This is a genomic window from Pseudomonas petroselini, from assembly GCF_045037875.1.
In the GTDB taxonomy this organism is placed as follows: Bacteria; Pseudomonadota; Gammaproteobacteria; order Pseudomonadales; family Pseudomonadaceae; genus Aquipseudomonas; species Aquipseudomonas petroselini.
In genome coordinates this window covers 439,966-458,308 of record NZ_CP173614.1, presented here as the reverse complement: position 1 = coordinate 458,308, position 18,343 = coordinate 439,966, and the positions used below count along the sequence as shown (strand labels likewise).

Below are 18,343 nucleotides of genomic sequence, written 5' to 3'. Positions count from 1 at the left end.
GGAAAATACAGGATTCAGGCGTCCGCAGGCAGTGTCTGTATGGATTTAATAAGGTTAAGTTGAATCTGTAATGCTTTTGCCCCGGCGCTCATGCTTGTCACTCGTAGCAACAAGCAATCGAGGGGCAACACCATGAGCGGTATGAGCGATGTGCGGCTGGCGTTACACAGTCAGGAGTTGGAGGCAGGGCAAGCGCGCGCAACGGCGCCGCGGGATATCAGCCGCTGGAGCCTGTTCTGGCAGCGCCGTCACACGCGCAGGGCGTTGCTGCACCTGACCCGCGAGCAGTTGCGTGACGTCGGGCTGACCGAGGAGCAGGCGCGCCAGGAAGGAGTGAAACCGTTCTGGCGCAGTTGATTCACACCCGCTCTTTGAGCCTGTGCCAGAGCATCCCCAATGCCAACAGTGGCGAGCGCAGGTGCTTGCCGCCGGGGAAGGTGAGGTGCGGCACCTGGGCGAACAGATCAAAGCGCGCCTGTTGTTGGCCACTGATGGCTTCGGCCAGCAGCTTGCCCGCCAGGTGCGTGGCGTTGAGGCCATGGCCGGCGTAGGCCTGGGCGTAATACACGTTGGGTTGGTCGGCCAGTCGACCAATCTGCGGTAGGCGATTGGCGCCGATGCCGATCATGCCGCCCCATTGGTAATCGATTTTTACATCGGCCAGTTGCGGGAACACCTGCAGCATCTTCGGACGCATGTACGCGCCGATGTCCTTGGGGTCGCGACCGGAGTAGTGGCACGCGCCGCCGAACAGCAATCGGCGGTCGGCAGACAGTCGGAAGTAGTCCACCGTGACGCGCTGGTCGCACACCGCCATGTTCTGTGGCAGCAGGTTGGCGGCCTGGGCTTCGCTCAACGGCTCAGTGGCGATGATGTAGCTGCCGGCGGGCAGCACTTTGCCGCTCAGGTGTGGGTTGAGGTCATTGAGGTAGGCATTGCAGGCGAGTACCAGGGTCTTGGCGCGTACATTGCCCTGAGCGGTATGCACGTTGACCTCGGGGCCGTAGTCGATGCGCGTGACTTCGGACTGTTCGAACAACTTCACGCCTAATTGCTGCGCTGCAGCGGCTTCGCCGAGGGCCAGGTTGAGCGGGTGCAAGTGGCCGGAGCCCATGTCGATCATACCGCCCACGTAGCGGTCGGAGCCGATTACGCTGCTCATCTCGCTGGCCTGCAGCAGGCGCACTTCATGGCGATAGCCGAGGCTGCGCAGTTCTGCGGCGTCTTCGGCCAGGCCTTGCAGGTCGCGAGGTTTGTTGGCGAGGTCGCAGTAACCCCAGGTCAGGTCGCAAGGGATCTGAAAGCGCTCGACGCGCTCGCGCACGATCTCCACGGCTTCCAGGCCCATCAGCTTCATCTCGCGCACGCCCTCGGTCCCGATCACCTTGGCGAACTGGTCCAGGCCGTGGCCCACGCCGCGAATCAACTGGCCGCCGTTACGCCCGCTGGCGCCCCAGCCGATTTTGCGCGCTTCCAGCAACACCACGCTGAAACCGCGTTCGGCCAGCTCCAAAGCCGTGTTGAGCCCGGAAAAACCACCGCCTACCACGCACACATCCGCCGTGTTATCGCCGGTCAGTACCGGGTAATCGGGGTGCGGCACGCTGCTGGCCGAGTAGTAGGAAGTGGTGTGCCGGGCGCTGGCGGTCATGGGGAGCATCCCTGTTTGGAAAATTTGACGCAGGATACAGCGGTCGGACGAAGCTGTCTGCGCAGGGCGTTTTGCGTCAGAATCCACGTCTATTCGCCGTTCGGTACGTGTTTCGATGAGTTGCAACAGCCAGAAAATCAGCGCGCTGCGCAGGCAGATTCCTTCGTTCGAGTGCGTTCCCGGTTGCCACGATTGCTGTGGGCCAGTGACGACTTCGCCCGAGGAAATGTCGCGCCTGCCGCGTAAGACGGCGGCCGAGCAGGACGCGGCCATGGACGAGTTGAATTGCGTGCACCTGGGGCCTAAGGGCTGCACCGTGTATGACGAGCGCCCGCTGATCTGCAGGCTGTTCGGCACGACAAAGACCCTGCCGTGCCCCAATGGGCGCGGGCCTGTTGAGCTGATTCACCCGCGGGTGGAAAAACAGATCCATGAATACATGGCCAGCACCCGGCAGGTACTCGTCTAACGGTTGTGCTCGATTCAATCAGGGATCGGCAGGTTCAGGCTCTCCTTCACCTCTTCCATCACGATATAGCTCTTCGATTCCCGCACATGAGGCAGTTTGAGCAGAATATCGCCAAGCAATTTGCGGTACGAGGCCATCTCGGAAATCCGCGCCTTCACCAGGTAGTCGAAGTCCCCGGACACCAGGTGGCACTCCAGCACGTGCGGCAGTTTCAGCACCGCACGACGGAACTCTTCAAAGGTGTCGCCGGATTTGTAATCGAGGCTGATCTCGACAAATACCAGCAAACTGCCCTTTAAATGCTGGGGGTTGAGCCGCGCGTTGTAGCCCATGATGATCCCTTCACGCTCCAGCCGACGCACGCGCTCGGTACACGGCGTGGTCGACAGCCCGACCTTTTCCCCCAACTCCGTGAACGAAATACGTCCATCGGTTTGCAGGATGCGCAGGATGTTGCGATCAATCTTGTCCAGCTCGCGCTTGGTCTGGGTGTTGGTACGCATAGGGGATACGCCTCTGTGAAAAGGGTTTTTGCCGAGAATTGTCGCCAAATATAGGCAGTTATATAGTGAAATGCACTGGCAATTGTTTTTTACACTGCGCTCATCATTGCTCGAATAACACACGTCAGCGGCCATGCCCGCGATGAGGATATAAAAATGCGCGTTCTGGTCTTGGGTAGCGGCGTCATCGGGGTGACCAGTGCCTACTATTTGGCGCGGGCCGGCTTTGAAGTGGTCGTCGTCGACCGTCAACCCGCCGCTGCCATGGAAACCAGTTTCGCCAACGCCGGCCAGGTGTCCCCGGGCTACGCCTCGCCATGGGCCGCACCGGGCGTGCCGCTCAAGGCCATCAAATGGCTGCTGCAGCGTCACGCGCCGCTGGCGATCAAGGCCACCGCCGATATCGACCAATACCTGTGGATGGCGCAGATGCTGCGCAACTGCACCGCCAGCCGTTACGCGGTGAACAAGGAGCGGATGGTGCGCCTGTCCGAATACAGCCGTGACTGCCTCGACGAATTGCGCACCGAGACCGGCATTGCCTACGAAGGCCGCAGCCTCGGGACTACCCAACTCTTCCGCACCCAGGCTCAGCTCGACGGGGCCGCTAAAGACATCGCCGTGTTGAAGGAATCCGGTGTGCCGTTCGAGCTGCTCGACCGCGCCGGCATTGCCCGCGTTGAGCCGGCCCTGGCCAGCGTGACCGATATCCTCGCCGGTGCCCTGCGATTGCCCAACGATCAGACGGGTGACTGCCAGATGTTCACCACCCGCCTGGCCGACATGTGCAAGCAATTGGGCGTTGAATTCCGCTTTGAACAAGACATCCAGCGCCTCGACTACGCGGGCGACCGCATCAACGGCGTGTGGATCGACGGCAAGCTGGAAACCGCCGACCGCTACGTGCTGGCCCTCGGCAGCTACTCGCCGAAGCTGCTCAAGCCGCTGGGAATCAAGGCACCGGTATACCCGCTCAAGGGTTACTCGCTGACCGTGCCGATTATCCATTCGGCAATGGCGCCGACGTCGACCATCCTCGACGAGACCTACAAGGTCGCGATCACCCGCTTCGACAACCGCATTCGTGTTGGTGGCATGGCTGAAATAGCCGGTTTTGACCTGTCGCTTAACCCGCGTCGGCGCGAAACCCTGGAGATGATCGTCAACGACCTTTATCCTCAGGGCGGCGATCTGTCCGCAGCCACCTTCTGGACCGGCCTGCGCCCGACCACACCCGACGGCACGCCGATTGTCGGTGCCACCCCATTCAAGAACCTGTTCCTGAATACCGGCCATGGCACCCTCGGTTGGACCATGGCGTGTGGTTCCGGTCGTTTGCTGGCCGACCTGATGGCGAAGAAAACCCCGCAGATCAGCGCCGAAGGCCTCGATATTTCCCGTTATGGCAACCACCAGGAGTCCGCAAAACATGTCAATCCAGCGCCAGCTCACCAATGAGCGCATGAGCCAGATCGTTGTCCACAGCGGTACCGTGTATCTGGCAGGCCAAGTCGGCGACGACATGAGTGCCGGGATTGAGCAGCAGACCCGTGAAACCCTGGTCAATATCGAGCGTTTGCTGGACCTGGCCGGTACCGACAAATCCAAATTGCTGTCGGTGACGATCTACCTGAAAGACATCGACGCCGATTTCGCCGGCATGAACGCGGTATGGGACAAGTGGCTGCCCAAAGGCGTCGCCCCGGCCCGCGCCACGGTGGAAGCCAAGCTGTGCGAACCGGAAATCCTGGTAGAGCTGTCTGTCGTGGCGGCTTTGCCTTAAACAACGATCCTTCTTCCGGTGCCGAAGCCGTCGGTGGGTGCCGGTTTTTTCTTCACTTTGCTGCCTAGAAGCGTGCCGCCATGCGTCCTGCCCGTGCCCTGATCGACCTCCAAGCCCTGCGTCACAACTACCAACTGGCCCGTGAAGTCACGGGGGCCAAGGCCCTTGCCGTGGTCAAGGCCGACGCCTATGGCCACGGTGCCGTGCGCGTGGCCCAGGCGTTGGAAGCCGACGCCGATGGGTTTGCCGTGGCGTGCATCGAAGAGGCTTTGGAGCTGCGCGCCGCCGGGATTCGTGCGCCGGTGCTGCTGCTGGAAGGTTTTTTCGAGGCCGACGAGCTGCCGCTGATCCTCGAGCACGATTTGTGGTGCGTGGTGCATTCGCTGTGGCAACTGGAAGCGATTGAGCAGGCGCAGTTGCGTACGCCGCTGACCGTCTGGCTCAAGCTGGATTCGGGCATGCACCGTGTCGGCCTGCACCCCAAGGATTTCCACGAGGCGTACCAGCGCCTGTTGGCCAGCGGAAAAGTGGCCAAGATCGTGTTGATGAGCCACTTCGCCCGCGCCGATGAGCTCGATTGCGTCAGCAGCGATGAACAAGTCGCGGTGTTTGAGGCGGCGCGCCAGGGCCTTTCGGCCGAGGTCAGCTTGCGCAATTCGCCGTCGGTGCTGGGCTGGCCGAGTGTGTCCAGCGACTGGGTGCGCCCGGGCATCATGCTTTACGGCGCCACGCCGTTTGGCGAAGACCAGGCCCTCGCCGCGCGTTTGCAGCCGGTGATGACCCTGGAATCCAAGGTTATCTGCGTGCGCGAACTGCCGGCCGGTGAGCCGGTGGGTTATGGCGCCAAGTTCATCACGCCAAAACCGATGCGCATCGGCGTGGTCGCCATGGGCTATGCCGATGGCTACCCGCGTCACGCCCCCACCGGCACGCCGGTACTGGTCGCCGGGCAGCGCAGCCAACTATTGGGCCGTGTCTCCATGGACATGCTGTGCGTCGACCTGACGGACGTGCCTCAGGCCGGCCTCGGTGCCACGGTGGAGTTGTGGGGCAAAAACATCCTCGCCAGTGATATCGCCACCGCCGCCGAGACCATTCCCTACCAGATTTTCTGCAACCTGCGCCGCGTGCCAAGGCTCTATTCCGGCGCTTGATCGCCAGGTACGAACCCAACCGCCTGGGATTTAGGCCCAAGTGTTGTAAATACTGAACGCTGTCGCCATGATAACGCTCAATTACAACAAAGCCTGAATCCTAGGAGGCTCCTGCATTGGACGTCGGCGAACGACTGCAATCCATCCGTAAACTGAAGGGTCTTTCCCAGCGCGAGCTCGCCAAGCGCGCGGGTGTCACCAACAGCACCATTTCGATGATCGAAAAAAACAGCGTCAGCCCCTCGATCAGCTCCTTGCGCAAGGTGCTGGGCGGCATCCCCATGTCGATGGTCGAGTTCTTTTCCGAGGAGATCCTCCAGGAAATACCGACGCAGATCGTCTATAAAGCCAATGAGCTCATCGATATCTCTGACGGCGCCGTCACCATGAAACTGGTAGGCCGCGCGCACCCCAGCCGGGCGATTGCATTTCTCAACGAGATCTACCCACCGGGCGCCGACACGGGCGAAGAAATGCTCACCCACGAAGGCGAAGAAACCGGGATTTTGGTGGAAGGTCGCTTGGAGTTGGTGGTCGGTCTTGAAACTTTTGTGCTCGAAGCTGGCGATAGCTACTACTTTGAAAGCACCAAGCCGCATCGTTTTCGTAACCCGTTCGATGTGCCGGCGCGACTAATCAGCGCAGCCACGCCCGCGAACTTTTAAGAATAGAGGCGCCCTGCCAGCGTTGCAGAGGTTCCCGCAGCTGTAATCCGCGAGGCTGAATCTCCCTTTATTTAATAGGGTTGTTTCGGCCAGGCGGGCTAACCGTTATACTTTCGCCGCCTGCGAAACCGTGGCCGCAGGCGTGAATAGCCACCATTGAGGGTGAACGCGTGAACCTAATTATGAAAATGCTGGCTGCACCAGCAACCGTACTGGCCCTATGGGCTGTCAGCGCTCAAGCTGCGACCAACGACGACATTGCCAAGCGCCTGGAGCCTGTGGGTCAGGTTTGCGTCCAGGGCCAGGAATGCAAGGGCATGGAAGTGGCGGTAGCCGCCGGCGGCGGCGCGGCGAAGACGCCGGATGAGATCATCGCCAAGCACTGCAACGCTTGCCACGGTACGGGCCTGTTGGGCGCGCCGAAAATCGGCGATACCGCCGCCTGGAAAGAGCGCGCCGACCATCAAGGCGGCCTGGATGGGATCCTGGCCAAGGCGATCACGGGCATCAATGCCATGCCGCCAAAAGGCACGTGCTCTGATTGCTCGGATGATGACCTGAAAGGTGCGATCGAGAAGATGTCGGGTTTGAAATAAACCAATCTTCGCCAAAAAGCCGCTTACGGGCGGCTTTTTTGTGGCCGCGATTTGTGTTTCAACACTGTTCTTTGCAGCAAAGACCCTGCAAGCTCGGTCCAACCCCTAATCATGGAATGTTCAGGAGGGTCGGATGGTGCAGTTGTGTTCAATCGAGCAAGCAGTTGACGACGTACTGGAACGGTTGCCGGCGCATATCCACATGGGCATGCCGCTTGGCCTGGGCAAGCCGAACCTGTTCGCCAACGCGCTGTACCGGCGCATCGCCAAATTGCCGGAGCGGTCGCTGACGATCTACACCGCCTTGAGCCTGGGCCGGCCAACGCTGGGCGATGGCTTGCAGAAACGCTTTCTCGAACCCTTTATCGAGCGGGTGTTTGGCGATTACCCCGAGCTGGATTTCCTCGCCGACCTGCACAAAGACACGCTTCCAAAAAATATCCACGTACAGCAGTTCTTCATGCAACCCGGCAGCCTGCTCCACAGCGAGTCGGCGCAGCAGGACTACGTCAGCAGCAACTACAGCCACGCCGCCCGCGACATCAACGCAGCCGGCTTGAACCTGGTGGCGCAATTGGTTGCCAGCAGCGCCGAGCATCCTGATCGCCTGAGCCTGAGCTGCAACCCGGATATCACCCTCGACCTGCTGCCCATGATCGCCAAGCGCCGTGAGGCCGGTGAAACCGTGCTGATCGTCGGCCAGGTCCACAGCGATTTGCCCTACATGCCAGGGGATGCCGAGTTGGGCATGGACGCCTTCGACTACCTGCTCGATGAAAAAGACAGCACCACGCTGTTCTCGACGCCGAATATGCCGGTGGGTTTCCAAGACCACTTTATCGGCCTGCATGCCAGCACCCTGGTGCGCGATGGCGGCACCTTGCAGATCGGCATCGGCTCCATGGGGGATGCGCTGACGGCCGCGCTGTTGGCGCGCCAGGCCGACAACGAAGCCTATCGATTGCTGCTGACCGACCTCGATGTGTACCAATGGGCACCGTTGATCAGCCGAGAAGGCGGCGTCGACCCCTTCGCCCGTGGCCTCTACGGTTGCAGCGAAATGTTCGTCAACGGCCTGTTGGTGCTGGCGGACGCGGGGATTATCCGCCGCAAGGTCTACCCGGATGTGGCAACGCAGGAACAGGCTAACGCCGGCACGCTCGACGACGCCGCACAGCCCGACGGCATCTCCATCCACGGCGGATTCTTCCTGGGCCCGAGAAGTTTTTACCAGCGCCTGCAGGAAATGACCCACGCCAAGCGTCTTGAATTCAACATGACACGCATCAGCTACATCAACGAGCTGTACGGCCAGGAAGCACTCAAGCGCCTGCAACGCCTGGACGCACGGTTTATCAACAGCGCGATCATCGTCACGTTGCTCGGTGCCGGCGTCGCCGATCAACTGGAGGACGGTCGCGTACTCAGCGGCGTGGGCGGGCAGTACAACTTTGTCGCCCAAGGCCATGCGCTGGAAGGCGCGCGGTCGATCCTGATTTTGCGCAGTTGGCGCGAGTCGGCGGGGGAGGTCAGTTCCAACATCGTGTGGGACTACGGGCACTGCACGATTCCTCGACACCTGCGGGACATTGTCATCACCGAGTACGGCATTGCCGATCTGCGGGGTCAGACGGATGCCAAGGTGATCGAGGCGTTGCTCAATATCACCGACTCACGGTTCCAGGACGATTTGATCGAGCAGGCGCAAAAGGCCGGCAAGCTGCCCAAGGGTTTCCAGCTGGATCCGCGCTTCGCCGATAACACGCCGGAGCGGCTTCAGGCCATTCAAGCGCGCCATCGTCGGCTGTTTCCGGAGTATCCGCTGGGCAGCGACTTTACGGATGAGGAGCGCGATTTGCTGCGGGCGCTGAACTGGCTCAAGAGCAAGTTCAAGCTCACGGAGATTCTGGAATTGGGCAAGGCGGCGTTGGATGCGCCGGAGCCGGAGGTGTTTCCTGAGCATTTGAAGCGGATGCGGTTGGATAACCCGGAAGGTTTGAAAGAAGATTTATATCAGCGGCTGCTGCTCGCCGGCCTCCAGGCCACCGCACACTAAAAACCAACACAAAACCAAATGTGGGAGGGGGCTTGAACCCGATAGCAGTGGGTCAGCCAACCCATTGGGTGACTGACCCACTGCTATCGGGTTCAAGCCCCCTCCCACACTTTTAACCGTGCCCACACAAGATAGGCGTGGGGCTGCGATTACTCGATGAAGGTGACCACACCACCGGCGAGGGATTTGACCCGTGCCAGGGATTCCACTCGGTATCCCTGCGCATCCAGCTCCGCACGGCCGCCCTGGAACGACTTCTCGATCACAATCCCCAAGCCGGCCACGGTCGCGCCGGCCTGCTTGATGATCGAAATCAGCGCCTGGGACGCCTTGCCGTTCGCCAGGAAATCATCGATCACCAGCACGCGGTCGCTGCTGGTCAGGTGGCGCGGGGAGATCGCCACGGTGCTCTCGGTTTTTTTGGTGAAGGAATACACCGTGGCCGACAGCAGGTTTTCGGTCAGGGTCAGGGATTGCTGCTTGCGCGCGAAGATCACCGGTACGCCCAGGTTCAAGCCGGTCATGATCGCCGGGGCGATGCCCGAGGCTTCGATGGTGACGATCTTGGTGATGCCCGAGTCCTTGAACAGCGCGGCGAATTCGTCGCCGATCAGCTTCATCAGTGCCGGGTCGATCTGGTGGTTCAAAAAGGCGTCGACCTTGAGTACCTGATCGGAAAGCACGATGCCTTCTTCGCGAATTTTCTTATGCAGTGCTTCCACGGAAAGCTTCCTCTAATGGCGCGGTGCGCGCCGAAAGTAGATTAAAAAGTAGTCGATTCTAGCGCTTTAACATCGCGCGTATGTCCGCCAAGGCGGTGTTGCCGCGAACGGCCTTCACCTCGGTGGGGGTGTCGTCATTGCCTTCCCAGGCCAGATCGTCCGGTGGTAGCTCGTCCAGGAACCGGCTGGGGGCACAATCGATGATTTCGCCGTATTGCTTGCGCTTGGCGGCAAAGGTGAAGGCCAGTGTCTGGCGCGCGCGGGTGATGCCCACGTAGGCCAGGCGACGTTCTTCTTCGATGGTGTCGGCTTCGATGCTGGAGCGGTGCGGGAGGATTTCCTCTTCCATGCCCATGATGAACACGTAGGGAAATTCGAGGCCCTTGGACGCATGCAAGGTCATCATCTGCACACCTTCGGCGCCGTCTTCTTCTTCCTGCTGGCGCTCGAGCATGTCGCGCAGCACCAGTTTGCCGATGGCGTCTTCGACGGTCATCTCGCCGTCTTCGTCTTTTTCCAGGGTGTTCTTCAAGGCTTCGATCAGGAACCAGACGTTGCCCATGCGGTAGTCCGCGGCCTTGTCGCTGGAGCTGTTGGTGCGCAGCCAGTTTTCGTAGTCGATGTCCATGACCATGCTGCGAAGGGCGCTGATCGGGTCTTCGCCGGCGCACTGCTCACGCACCTTGTCCATGAAGCGCTTGAAGCGCGATAGGCGATCGGTGAAGCGCGTGTCCAGGTGTTCGCCCAGGCCGATTTCGTCGGTGGCGGCATACATCGAGATCTTGCGTTCAGTGGCGTAGTTACCGAGCTTTTCCAGGGTGGTGGAGCCGATTTCGCGGCGCGGCACGTTGATCACGCGCAGGAAGGCGTTGTCGTCGTCCGGGTTCACGATCAGGCGGAAGTAGGCCATCAGGTCCTTGACTTCCTGGCGTCCGAAAAAGCTATTGCCGCCTGACAGGCGATACGGCACCTGGTGGTGCTGCAATTTCAGCTCGATCAGCTTGGCCTGGTAGTTGCCGCGGTACAGGATCGCGAAATCGCTGTAGGGCCGGTCAGTGCGCAAGTGCAGGCTGAGGATTTCCACGGCCACGCGCTCGGCTTCGGCGTCTTCGTTGCGGCAGCGGATCACGCGAATCTCGTCGCCATGGCCCATCTCGCTCCACAGCTGTTTCTCAAATTCGTGTGGATTGTTGGAGATCAGCACGTTGGCGCAGCGCAGGATGCGGCTGGTGGAGCGGTAGTTCTGCTCCAGCATCACCACTTTCAAGGACGGGTAGTCGTCCTTGAGCAGCATCAGGTTTTCCGGGCGGGCGCCGCGCCAGGCGTAGATCGACTGGTCATCGTCGCCTACCACGGTGAACTGGTTGCGCTTGCCGATCAGCATTTTCACCAGCAGGTATTGGCTGGCGTTGGTGTCCTGGTATTCGTCCACCAGCAGGTAGCGCACCTTGTTCTGCCACTTTTCGAGGATGTCGGCGTGTTCCTCGAACAGCTTCACCGGCAGCAGGATCAGGTCGTCGAAGTCCACCGCGTTGAACGCCTTGAGCGTGCGCTGGTAGTGGGTGTAGACGATGGCGGCGGTCTGCTCCTTGGGGTTGCGTGCGTTTTCCAGGGCCTGGGCAGGCAGGATCAGGTCGTTTTTCCAGGCGCCGATCATGTTCTTGATCTCATCCACGCCGTCGTCGCCTGCGTATTCCTTTTGCATGATGTCGGTCATCAGCGACTTCACGTCGGTCTCGTCGAAGATCGAGAAGCCCGGCTTGTAGCCCAGCCGCGCATGCTCCTTGCGGATGATGTTCAGGCCCAGGTTGTGGAACGTGCACACGGTGAGGCCACGGCCTTCGCCACCCTTGAGCAGGGTTCCGACGCGCTCTTTCATTTCCCGCGCTGCCTTGTTGGTAAAGGTCATGGCGACGATGTACTGGGCGCGGATGCCGCACTGCTGGATCAGGTGCGCGATCTTGCGGGTGATCACACTGGTTTTGCCGGAGCCTGCACCGGCGAGCACCAATAGAGGGCCGCCGACGTAGTTCACGGCTTCTTGCTGCCGGGGATTGAGTCGGGACATACGGAATTCAGGGAGTCGTTATTCAAAAGGGCGGGCATTTTAACAGGCTGGCAGGATTCTGCCCTGTCAGAACGACAGTGTGACGTACCACTCGATCTAAATTTGCCGGTTTTGTTACTTTGCCGCAGGATGTGCGGGTTGTTAGAGACTAATGTTTACAGTTCGCGTGTTTGATGACCCCTATCATTGGTGATTGTCGGGCCGCACGTCATAATGCCCGTCGCCAACGAAATCTTGCAGAGTCTAGGGAGCTAGCTTGTCTACGCCTGTCGAACCCTTGCGTTTGCTGCTGCTGGCCGATGAGCCCGCGTGGGCAGCGTTATTGCGCGAGTGCCTGGCGCCGATGGGCGATGGGGCTGTGCTGATCAGCGCGCCAAACTGGGAGTCCGTGAGCCGTCTATTCGATGACGACCACAGCGCCGTGTTGTTAACCACGCCCAGCCTGCAACCCGGCCCCGGCCGTTGCAGCCTGCCGTGTGTGTTGCTGCTGGAGCAGGAACCGCTGGTGTCGCCCCTGGGTGTCAGCGATTGGCTGGTCCGCGATGTATTGGACGCCGATACGTTGCGCCGCTGCCTGCGCCACGTCCGTGAGCGTGGTTTGCTGGAAAACACGCTGCAACGCCTGGCCGAACAGGACCCGCTCACCGGTATCGCCAACCGCCAGGGCTTTCAGACCCTGCTGGCTGCGCGGCTCGCCGAGAATGACGGGCGCGGCCTGGCGCTGGGCCACCTGGACCTCGATAACTTCCGCCATGCCAACGACGCCCTCGGCCACCAGGCCGGCGACCGGCTGATCCTGCAAGTGGTCTCGCGGCTCAAGAGCCAGCTGGAGGCCGGGGATCAACTGGCGCGCCTGGGCAGCGATGAATTCGCCCTGTTGATCGACACCCGCCGTGCCCCCCAGCGCGCCGAGTGGATGGCCGAGCGCATCACCGAGGTCATGGCCGAACCTTACTGGGTGGATGGTGAAAGCCTGCTGATCGGTTGCAGCCTGGGTGTGGCGCATGCCCGCGCCCGCGCCGGTGCCGACCCATTGATGTGGCACGCCCATATCGCCATGCAACAGGCCAAGAGCACCCAGGGCTGTACCTTTCATATCTTCAACGAGCGCATCAACCGCAACGCGCGCAGCCTGGCCGACCTGGAAAGTGAACTGCGCCGTGCCTTGCGCCGTGATGAATTGGAGCTGCATTACCAGCCGCGCCTGGACCTCGACGATGGGCATATCGTCGGTCTCGAGGCCTTGGTGCGCTGGCGCCATGGCGAGCGTGGCCTGTTGCCGCCCAGCGAGTTCGTGCCCCTGGCCGAGCAAAGCGGCTTGATCGTGCCGTTGGGCTACTGGGTCATCTCCCGGGCCCTGCGCGACATGCAAGACCTGCGCGAACGCGGCCTGCCGCCGCTGCACATGGCGGTCAACCTGTCGTTCCGCCAGTTCCAGGACAGCCAGTTGCTCTCGACCCTCAGCCGGCTGATTGCCGAGCGTGGCGTGGAGGCGCAGTGGCTGGAGTTCGAACTCACCGAAACCGCCGTGATGCGCCGCAGTGATCTGGTCAAGCAGACCATGGACGCCCTCGGCCGCCTCGGTGTGCGGTTTTCCCTGGATGATTTCGGCACGGGTTTCTCTTCGTTCGTGCACCTCAACAGCCTGCCGATTGCCTTGTTGAAGATCGACAAGAGCTTCGTCGGCGGCATGGAAGAGCGCGAGGAAAACCGCAAGCTGGTGCATGCCATGATCAACCTGGCCCACAACCTCAACCTGGAAGTGGTCGCCGAAGGTGTGGAAACGCCGGAGCAGTTGGCGCTGTTGCGGTTGTTCGGCTGTGATCAGGCCCAGGGTTACCTGATCAGCAAGCCGTTACCGTTGCCGGAGCTTGTGGACTACCTGACCTTCGGCAAAAGCCAGCAAGCGCTGCTGGGCTGAGGTGCGAACCCAATCAAAATGTGGGAGGAGGGCTTGCCCCCTTCCACATTAACCGAGCAGGGCTTCTAGTCTGCCTGTGCGGCTTGAAATGAGCCTAGAGGGTCAGGCTCTTGCCGAATCATGCGCTTCATCTTCGCCTCAAATGCCCAGGTCAGGCTCACTGCCGCGCACGCCAGGCCCAGTGCCAGACCCCACCACACGCCGGTCGGCCCCCAGCCCAGGGTGAAGGCCATCAGCCAGGCCGATGGCGCACCAATCAACCAATAGCAGCCCGCGCCGATCAGAAAGGTGGTCTTGGCGTCTTTCAGCCCACGAATGCAGCCCATGGCGATGGTTTGCACGCCGTCGAACAGCTCGAACCATGCCGCCACCGCGAGCAGGCTGACGGCCAGGACGATGACGTCATGGAACGCCGGGTCGTGGTGGTCGATGAGCAGTCCGATCAGCGGATCGGAAAACAGCCATAACACCACGGCAAATCCCAACATCACCGCCGCACCAAATCCTATGCCGACACGCCCGGCCAGGCGTGCCTGCAGTAACTGCCCGGCGCCGTAATGCTGGCCGATGCGCATGGTCACCGCGTAGGACATCCCCGCCGGCACCATGAACGCCACCGAGACGATCTGCAGCGCAACCTGATGCGCGGCCAACTGTGTGCTGCCCATGGTGCCCATGCACAACGCCGCAAAGGCAAACAACCCGACTTCAACGGCATAGGTGCCGCCAATCGGCAGGCCCAGGCGCCACAGCTCACGCAGGTACTGGGTATTGAGGCGCAGCAGGCCGGTGCTGAGCGGGTAGGCTGCATAGGCACGGTTCCTGTGGATGTACCCCATCAGCGCCAACGCCATGCCGTTGGCTACGACGGCGGTGACCAGGCCGATGCCCATCAGGCCCAATTTCGGCAGGCCGAACATGCCTTCGATCAACGCGTGGTTGAGCAGGTAGTTGGCCACCGCGCCGCCGAGGCTGATGACCATCACCGGCTTGGCTTTGCCAATTGCGCTGGTGAAGCCGCGCAAGGCCATGAAGCTCAGGAAACCGGGCAGGGCGAATGGCAGGATCGTCAGGAATTGCCCGGCCGAGTGAACATTGGTTTCGGTCTGGCCAAACATCAGCAGCAACGGCTTGAGGTTCCACAACAGCAAACCGGCCGCCAAGGCCATCAGCCAGGCCAGCCACAGCCCGGCCTGGGTCAGGCGGGTGGCGCCCTCGATATCGCCCGCGCCTTGACGGATGGCCACCAGGGTACCGACGGCGGCAATCACACCGATGCAGAAAATCGACACGAACGAATAGCTCGCCGCGCCCAGCCCACCGCCGGCCAGGGCTTCGGGGCTCAGACGGGCCATCATCAGGGTGTCGGTCAGCACCATCAGCATGTGCGCCAACTGTGAGGCAATCAACGGCCCTGACAGCCGCAGAATGGCCCAGAGTTCGGTACGTGCCGGATGCTGCATGATCATCACACTCGAAAATTCGCAGGGGTGGGGAAGGGTGGATTCTCGGCGCTCTCAGTGCATTGCACAAAGGGATAAATGCGATCGCTCGCATGATTAAAACTCATGCTGGCTTGATTCTGGTAGGGTTTGCGCATTGCGCTGTCGGAGCTTTTCCTATGTCCCGCCGTCTTCCTCCGCTTTATGCCTTGCGTGCATTTGAAGCCGCCTCTCGACACAACTCCTTCACCCGCGCGGCGGAGGAACTGTCCATTACTCAAAGTGCGGTGAGCCGGCATATCCGCACGCTGGAAGAGCATTTCGCCTGCCGCCTGTTCCAGCGCAGCGGCCGCACCTTGCAGCTCACCGAGGCCGCGCGCCTGCTGCTGCCCGGCGTGCGGGAAGGCTTTGCCGCGCTGGAACGGGCCTGTCATACCTTGAACGCTGAAGATGACATCCTGCGTATGAAGGCGCCGTCGACCCTGACCATGCGTTGGCTGCTGGCGCGGCTCAGTCGCTTCCGGGCGCTGCAGCCGGGCAATGAGGTGCAACTGACCAGCGCCTGGATGAGTGTGGACGAGGTGGACTTCAACCAAGAGCCGTTCGACTGCGCGGTGCTCCTGAGTTACGGGCATTTCCCGGCCGACTGGGAGGCCAGTTATCTATTCCCGGAATTGCTGATCCCGGTAGGCGCGCCGAACCTGCTGGAAGATGGGCCCTGGGATGCAGCACGCCTGGCCACCGCCGAATTGCTGCACCCCACCCCTGACCGTCGCGACTGGCGCAATTGGTTGGAACGCATGGGGTTGTCATCCCAAGTGTCGCTCAAGGGTGGGCAGGTATTCGATACGCTCGAACTGGGCATGATCGCCGCCGCGCGGGGCTATGGCGTGTCCATGGGCGACCTGTTGATGGTGGCCGAAGACGTGGCCCAAGGGCGGTTGAGCCTGCCGTGGCCAACCGCCGTGGCCAGTGGCGAAAATTACTACCTGGTATGGCCGAAAACCCGCCCCGGCGGCGAGCGTTTGCGGCGCTTGGCGGAGTTTCTCCAGGCAGAAGTCAAGGCCATGGCGTTGCCCGAGGTCGAACGTCTCGATTGAGTGCCGGCAGGCCGCTCTTGCAATCGTTTGCGCGATGTCCCGGTGATTCGCTCAAGTATTGGCTCTGCCCTCCGAAGTAGGTGTGTTGGAACCATCGTGCACCAACGTTACCCACTAGATAATTTGCCGAGTAGCGCTATGAGATCAGGATGATCCTGGCCTCGGCCAGGAGCCATCATGTCTCAACCTCGCGCCCGGATCGCCTCCCAGCTTGGTATCGCGTTAGCTGTGATCCTTGCTGTTGCCATTGGTGGCAGCACTGTTTTTGCCCTGCGTTCGCTCGACACCGCCAACCTCGCGACCCGTGAGGAACACTTGGCCAGCGAGGCGCGCTTGCTCGCCGACCAGCTCAATACGTTTCACAGCACCTTGCGTGAGAGTACACAGCGCCTGACGGGGCTTTTCGAGAAGCGCTTCAGTGCCGGCTTGCGCGTGCAGGCGGACCAACCTGTTGCCGTCGCGGGTGTACAGACCCCGAGCTTGTACCTGGGCAGCGATCTGCTGAACAACAACTTCGATAAAGTCGACGAGTTCAAGCAGATGTCCGGCGGTGTGGCGACGGTGTTCGTGCGCAGCGGCGATGACTTCATCCGCGTCAGCACCTCGCTGACCAAACAGGACGGCAATCGCGCCATCGGCACTGTGCTTGACCGCAATGGGCCGGCCTATTCGCGTGTGTTCAGTGGGCAGACTTACATCGGCCGCGCAGTGTTGTTCGATCGCTCCTACATGACTCAATACAGCCCGGTGCGCGACGCCAGCGGCAAAGTCATTGCGGTGCTGTTCATCGGTTTTGACTACACCGACGCGCAGAATGCCCAGTTCGAAAACCTGAAACGCTTCCGTATCGGCCAAACGGGTTCCCTGGCGTTGCTGGACGAGCAAAAGCGCTGGCTGGTACCACCGGCCGGCGTGCAGGCGCCGGACCAAGCGGTGCCGGTAATGTCGGACCTGGCCAAGACCCCCGGTACGGGGCGCTTCTGGGCGGATAAAACCGAGGACTTCTACAGCGTGTCGGTGCCCTTCGAAGGCGGGCCGTGGGCTGTGGTCGCAAGCATGCCCAAAGCGGAGATTCGCTCGGTGACGTGGGATGTCGGCATTCGCCTGGTGATCGGCAGCGTGCTGGCCATGCTGCTGGCCGTCGGCGCAACGGTCTGGCTGCTGCGCAGCAAACTCGCGCCGTTGAGTGACCTTGTACGCCAGGCCGAAGCCTTGGGCGCGGGTGATTTGAGCGCGCGTCTGAACGTGTCCAGCCATGACGAAATCGGCCAGTTGGCACGCAGCTTCAATCAGATGGGGGAAGCGCTGTCGACCATGGTCTCGCATATCCGCAAGGCGGCTGAAGAGGTCAACAGCCGCGCCCAGGCATTGTCCGGTCTGTCCGGCGGTGCCTACGAAGGCATGGAGCAGCAGTCCGGCGAGATCACCAGCATGGCCGGCGCGGTAGAAGAGTTCAGCGCCACGTCGTTGAACATCGCCGACAACATGGGCGCCACGGAACGCCTGGCCCAGGAAAACGCCCAGCAAACCCGTATCGGCCGTAACTCGATGCAAGAAGCCTCGTCGTCCCTCGAACATATCGCGACCTCGTTGAACAGCACGGCCACGGTGATCAACACCCTGGGCCAACGCTCCCAGGAAATCGGTGGGATCGTCGGTGTGATCACCTCGATCGCCGAACAGACCAACCTGCTGGCGCTCAACGCTGCCATCGAAGCCGCCCGGGCCGGTGAGCAAGGCCGGGGTTTCGCCGTGGTCGCGGACGAAGTACGCAACCTGGCTTCGCGCACCCGTCAGGCCACCGACGAGATCTCTGGGATGATCCAGAGCATCCAGCACGAAACCGGCAACGCCATCAGCACCATGGAACACGGCAATGCGCTGATGCAGGAAGGCCTGTCACGCAACGCCGACGTGGCGTCAGCGTTGGCACGTATCGACGAGCAAAGCCGCTCGGCCGGTCAACAGTTCGCGGCGATCACCACCGCCACCCAGGAGCAGAGCAGCACCGCGACCTTGCTCAGCAGCAATTTGCAGAGCATTGCGCTGGCCAACAGCGAGCAGCGCGAAGTGGTGTCGAACCTGGCGATCACCGCCAAGGAACTCGAAACCCTGGCGGCGGGCTTGCGGCATGAGGTGGATCGGTTCCGCTGAAACCGGCCCTTCAGGCGCAGTTGATCAAGTGTGGGAGCAAGCCCTCTCCCGCATCAGGT

The 18,343-nt window shown here is 61.3% G+C and carries 16 protein-coding genes; 11 read left to right on the top strand and 5 right to left on the bottom strand.

Annotated features, from left to right (window positions below; translation table 11 throughout):
- Positions 1 to 132: 132 nt before the first annotated feature.
- Entirely contained in the window at positions 133 to 357 is a 225-nt protein-coding gene (locus ACI512_RS02260) for a DUF1127 domain-containing protein (protein WP_043206058.1), read from the top strand.
- Position 358: 1 nt separating this feature from the next.
- On the opposite strand, the gene ACI512_RS02255 is transcribed toward ACI512_RS02260, so the two are convergent.
- Positions 359 to 1,651: an FAD-binding oxidoreductase gene (locus ACI512_RS02255; RefSeq protein ID WP_236379606.1), complete on the bottom strand. Its 1,293-nt coding sequence runs from the start codon at positions 1,649 to 1,651 to the stop codon at positions 359 to 361.
- Positions 1,652 to 1,766: 115 nt separating this feature from the next.
- On the opposite strand from ACI512_RS02255, the gene ACI512_RS02250 reads away from it, so the two are divergent.
- A complete protein-coding gene (locus ACI512_RS02250) occupies positions 1,767 to 2,120 on the top strand; it encodes a YkgJ family cysteine cluster protein (protein ID WP_015886520.1) in 354 nt (117 codons plus the stop codon).
- A 14-nt stretch (positions 2,121 to 2,134) separates the two neighbouring features.
- On the opposite strand, the gene ACI512_RS02245 is transcribed toward ACI512_RS02250, so the two are convergent.
- The gene (locus tag ACI512_RS02245) at positions 2,135 to 2,623 is read right to left on the bottom strand and encodes an Lrp/AsnC ligand binding domain-containing protein (RefSeq protein WP_003176896.1); all 489 of its coding nucleotides are present in this window, start codon (positions 2,621 to 2,623) and stop codon (positions 2,135 to 2,137) included.
- A 156-nt stretch (positions 2,624 to 2,779) separates the two neighbouring features.
- Here ACI512_RS02245 and dadA point away from each other — a divergent pair, with 156 nt between their 5' ends.
- The 6 genes from dadA to ACI512_RS02215 all read left to right on the top strand — a co-directional run bounded on the left by dadA (position 2,780) and on the right by ACI512_RS02215 (position 8,877).
- Positions 2,780 to 4,081 carry a D-amino acid dehydrogenase gene (dadA, locus tag ACI512_RS02240; RefSeq protein ID WP_231808558.1) on the top strand — a complete coding sequence of 434 codons (1,302 nt, stop codon included), beginning with the start codon at positions 2,780 to 2,782 and terminating at the stop codon, positions 4,079 to 4,081.
- On the top strand, positions 4,053 to 4,406 hold the full coding sequence (locus ACI512_RS02235) for a RidA family protein (RefSeq protein ID WP_046034864.1): 354 nt from the start codon (positions 4,053 to 4,055) through the stop codon (positions 4,404 to 4,406). Before dadA ends, ACI512_RS02235 begins: the two co-directional genes overlap by 29 nt.
- Positions 4,407 to 4,486: 80 nt before the next feature.
- Entirely contained in the window at positions 4,487 to 5,560 is a 1,074-nt protein-coding gene (alr, locus tag ACI512_RS02230) for an alanine racemase (RefSeq protein WP_015886517.1), read from the top strand.
- Positions 5,561 to 5,676: 116 nt separating this feature from the next.
- The gene (locus tag ACI512_RS02225) at positions 5,677 to 6,225 is read left to right on the top strand and encodes a cupin domain-containing protein (protein ID WP_003176893.1); all 549 of its coding nucleotides are present in this window, start codon (positions 5,677 to 5,679) and stop codon (positions 6,223 to 6,225) included.
- 182 nt (positions 6,226 to 6,407) lie between these two features.
- Positions 6,408 to 6,821, top strand: coding sequence for a cytochrome c5 family protein (locus tag ACI512_RS02220; protein WP_016975909.1), 414 nt, complete (start codon positions 6,408 to 6,410; stop codon positions 6,819 to 6,821).
- A gap of 133 nt (positions 6,822 to 6,954) precedes the next feature.
- Positions 6,955 to 8,877: an acetyl-CoA hydrolase/transferase C-terminal domain-containing protein gene (locus ACI512_RS02215; protein WP_236379605.1), complete on the top strand. Its 1,923-nt coding sequence runs from the start codon at positions 6,955 to 6,957 to the stop codon at positions 8,875 to 8,877.
- Between the two features lie 149 nt (positions 8,878 to 9,026).
- On the opposite strand, the gene ACI512_RS02210 is transcribed toward ACI512_RS02215, so the two are convergent.
- Complete coding sequence (locus tag ACI512_RS02210) at positions 9,027 to 9,599, bottom strand: xanthine phosphoribosyltransferase (RefSeq protein ID WP_003195447.1); 573 nt, start codon at positions 9,597 to 9,599, stop codon at positions 9,027 to 9,029.
- A gap of 58 nt (positions 9,600 to 9,657) precedes the next feature.
- Positions 9,658 to 11,667: a DNA helicase Rep gene (gene rep / locus ACI512_RS02205; protein WP_015886514.1), complete on the bottom strand. Its 2,010-nt coding sequence runs from the start codon at positions 11,665 to 11,667 to the stop codon at positions 9,658 to 9,660.
- 256 nt (positions 11,668 to 11,923) lie between these two features.
- On the opposite strand from rep, the gene ACI512_RS02200 reads away from it, so the two are divergent.
- Complete coding sequence (locus ACI512_RS02200; protein ID WP_015886513.1) at positions 11,924 to 13,588, top strand: bifunctional diguanylate cyclase/phosphodiesterase; 1,665 nt, start codon at positions 11,924 to 11,926, stop codon at positions 13,586 to 13,588.
- Between the two features lie 65 nt (positions 13,589 to 13,653).
- Here ACI512_RS02200 and ACI512_RS02195 read toward each other — a convergent pair whose 3' ends face one another.
- Positions 13,654 to 15,057, bottom strand: coding sequence for a NorM family multidrug efflux MATE transporter (locus ACI512_RS02195; protein WP_093542646.1), 1,404 nt, complete (start codon positions 15,055 to 15,057; stop codon positions 13,654 to 13,656).
- Positions 15,058 to 15,209: 152 nt separating this feature from the next.
- Here ACI512_RS02195 and ACI512_RS02190 point away from each other — a divergent pair, with 152 nt between their 5' ends.
- Positions 15,210 to 16,130, top strand: a complete 921-nt coding sequence (locus tag ACI512_RS02190) for a LysR substrate-binding domain-containing protein (RefSeq protein ID WP_015886511.1) — start codon at positions 15,210 to 15,212, stop codon at positions 16,128 to 16,130.
- Positions 16,131 to 16,307: 177 nt separating this feature from the next.
- Entirely contained in the window at positions 16,308 to 18,284 is a 1,977-nt protein-coding gene (locus ACI512_RS02185) for a methyl-accepting chemotaxis protein (RefSeq protein ID WP_015886510.1), read from the top strand.
- Positions 18,285 to 18,343: the final 59 nt, after the last annotated feature.

Coding starts and splice junctions, on each gene's coding strand:
- ACI512_RS02260 (WP_043206058.1), top strand. CDS start 133: ATGAGCGGTATGAGCGATGTGCGGCTGGCGTTACACAGTCAGGAGTTG.
- ACI512_RS02255 (WP_236379606.1), bottom strand. CDS start 1,651: ATGACCGCCAGCGCCCGGCACACCACTTCCTACTACTCGGCCAGCAGC.
- ACI512_RS02250 (WP_015886520.1), top strand. CDS start 1,767: ATGAGTTGCAACAGCCAGAAAATCAGCGCGCTGCGCAGGCAGATTCCT.
- ACI512_RS02245 (WP_003176896.1), bottom strand. CDS start 2,623: ATGCGTACCAACACCCAGACCAAGCGCGAGCTGGACAAGATTGATCGC.
- dadA (WP_231808558.1), top strand. CDS start 2,780: ATGCGCGTTCTGGTCTTGGGTAGCGGCGTCATCGGGGTGACCAGTGCC.
- ACI512_RS02235 (WP_046034864.1), top strand. CDS start 4,053: ATGTCAATCCAGCGCCAGCTCACCAATGAGCGCATGAGCCAGATCGTT.
- alr (WP_015886517.1), top strand. CDS start 4,487: ATGCGTCCTGCCCGTGCCCTGATCGACCTCCAAGCCCTGCGTCACAAC.
- ACI512_RS02220 (WP_016975909.1), top strand. CDS start 6,408: ATGAAAATGCTGGCTGCACCAGCAACCGTACTGGCCCTATGGGCTGTC.
- ACI512_RS02215 (WP_236379605.1), top strand. CDS start 6,955: ATGGTGCAGTTGTGTTCAATCGAGCAAGCAGTTGACGACGTACTGGAA.
- rep (WP_015886514.1), bottom strand. CDS start 11,667: ATGTCCCGACTCAATCCCCGGCAGCAAGAAGCCGTGAACTACGTCGGC.
- ACI512_RS02195 (WP_093542646.1), bottom strand. CDS start 15,057: ATGATCATGCAGCATCCGGCACGTACCGAACTCTGGGCCATTCTGCGG.
- ACI512_RS02190 (WP_015886511.1), top strand. CDS start 15,210: ATGTCCCGCCGTCTTCCTCCGCTTTATGCCTTGCGTGCATTTGAAGCC.
- ACI512_RS02185 (WP_015886510.1), top strand. CDS start 16,308: ATGTCTCAACCTCGCGCCCGGATCGCCTCCCAGCTTGGTATCGCGTTA.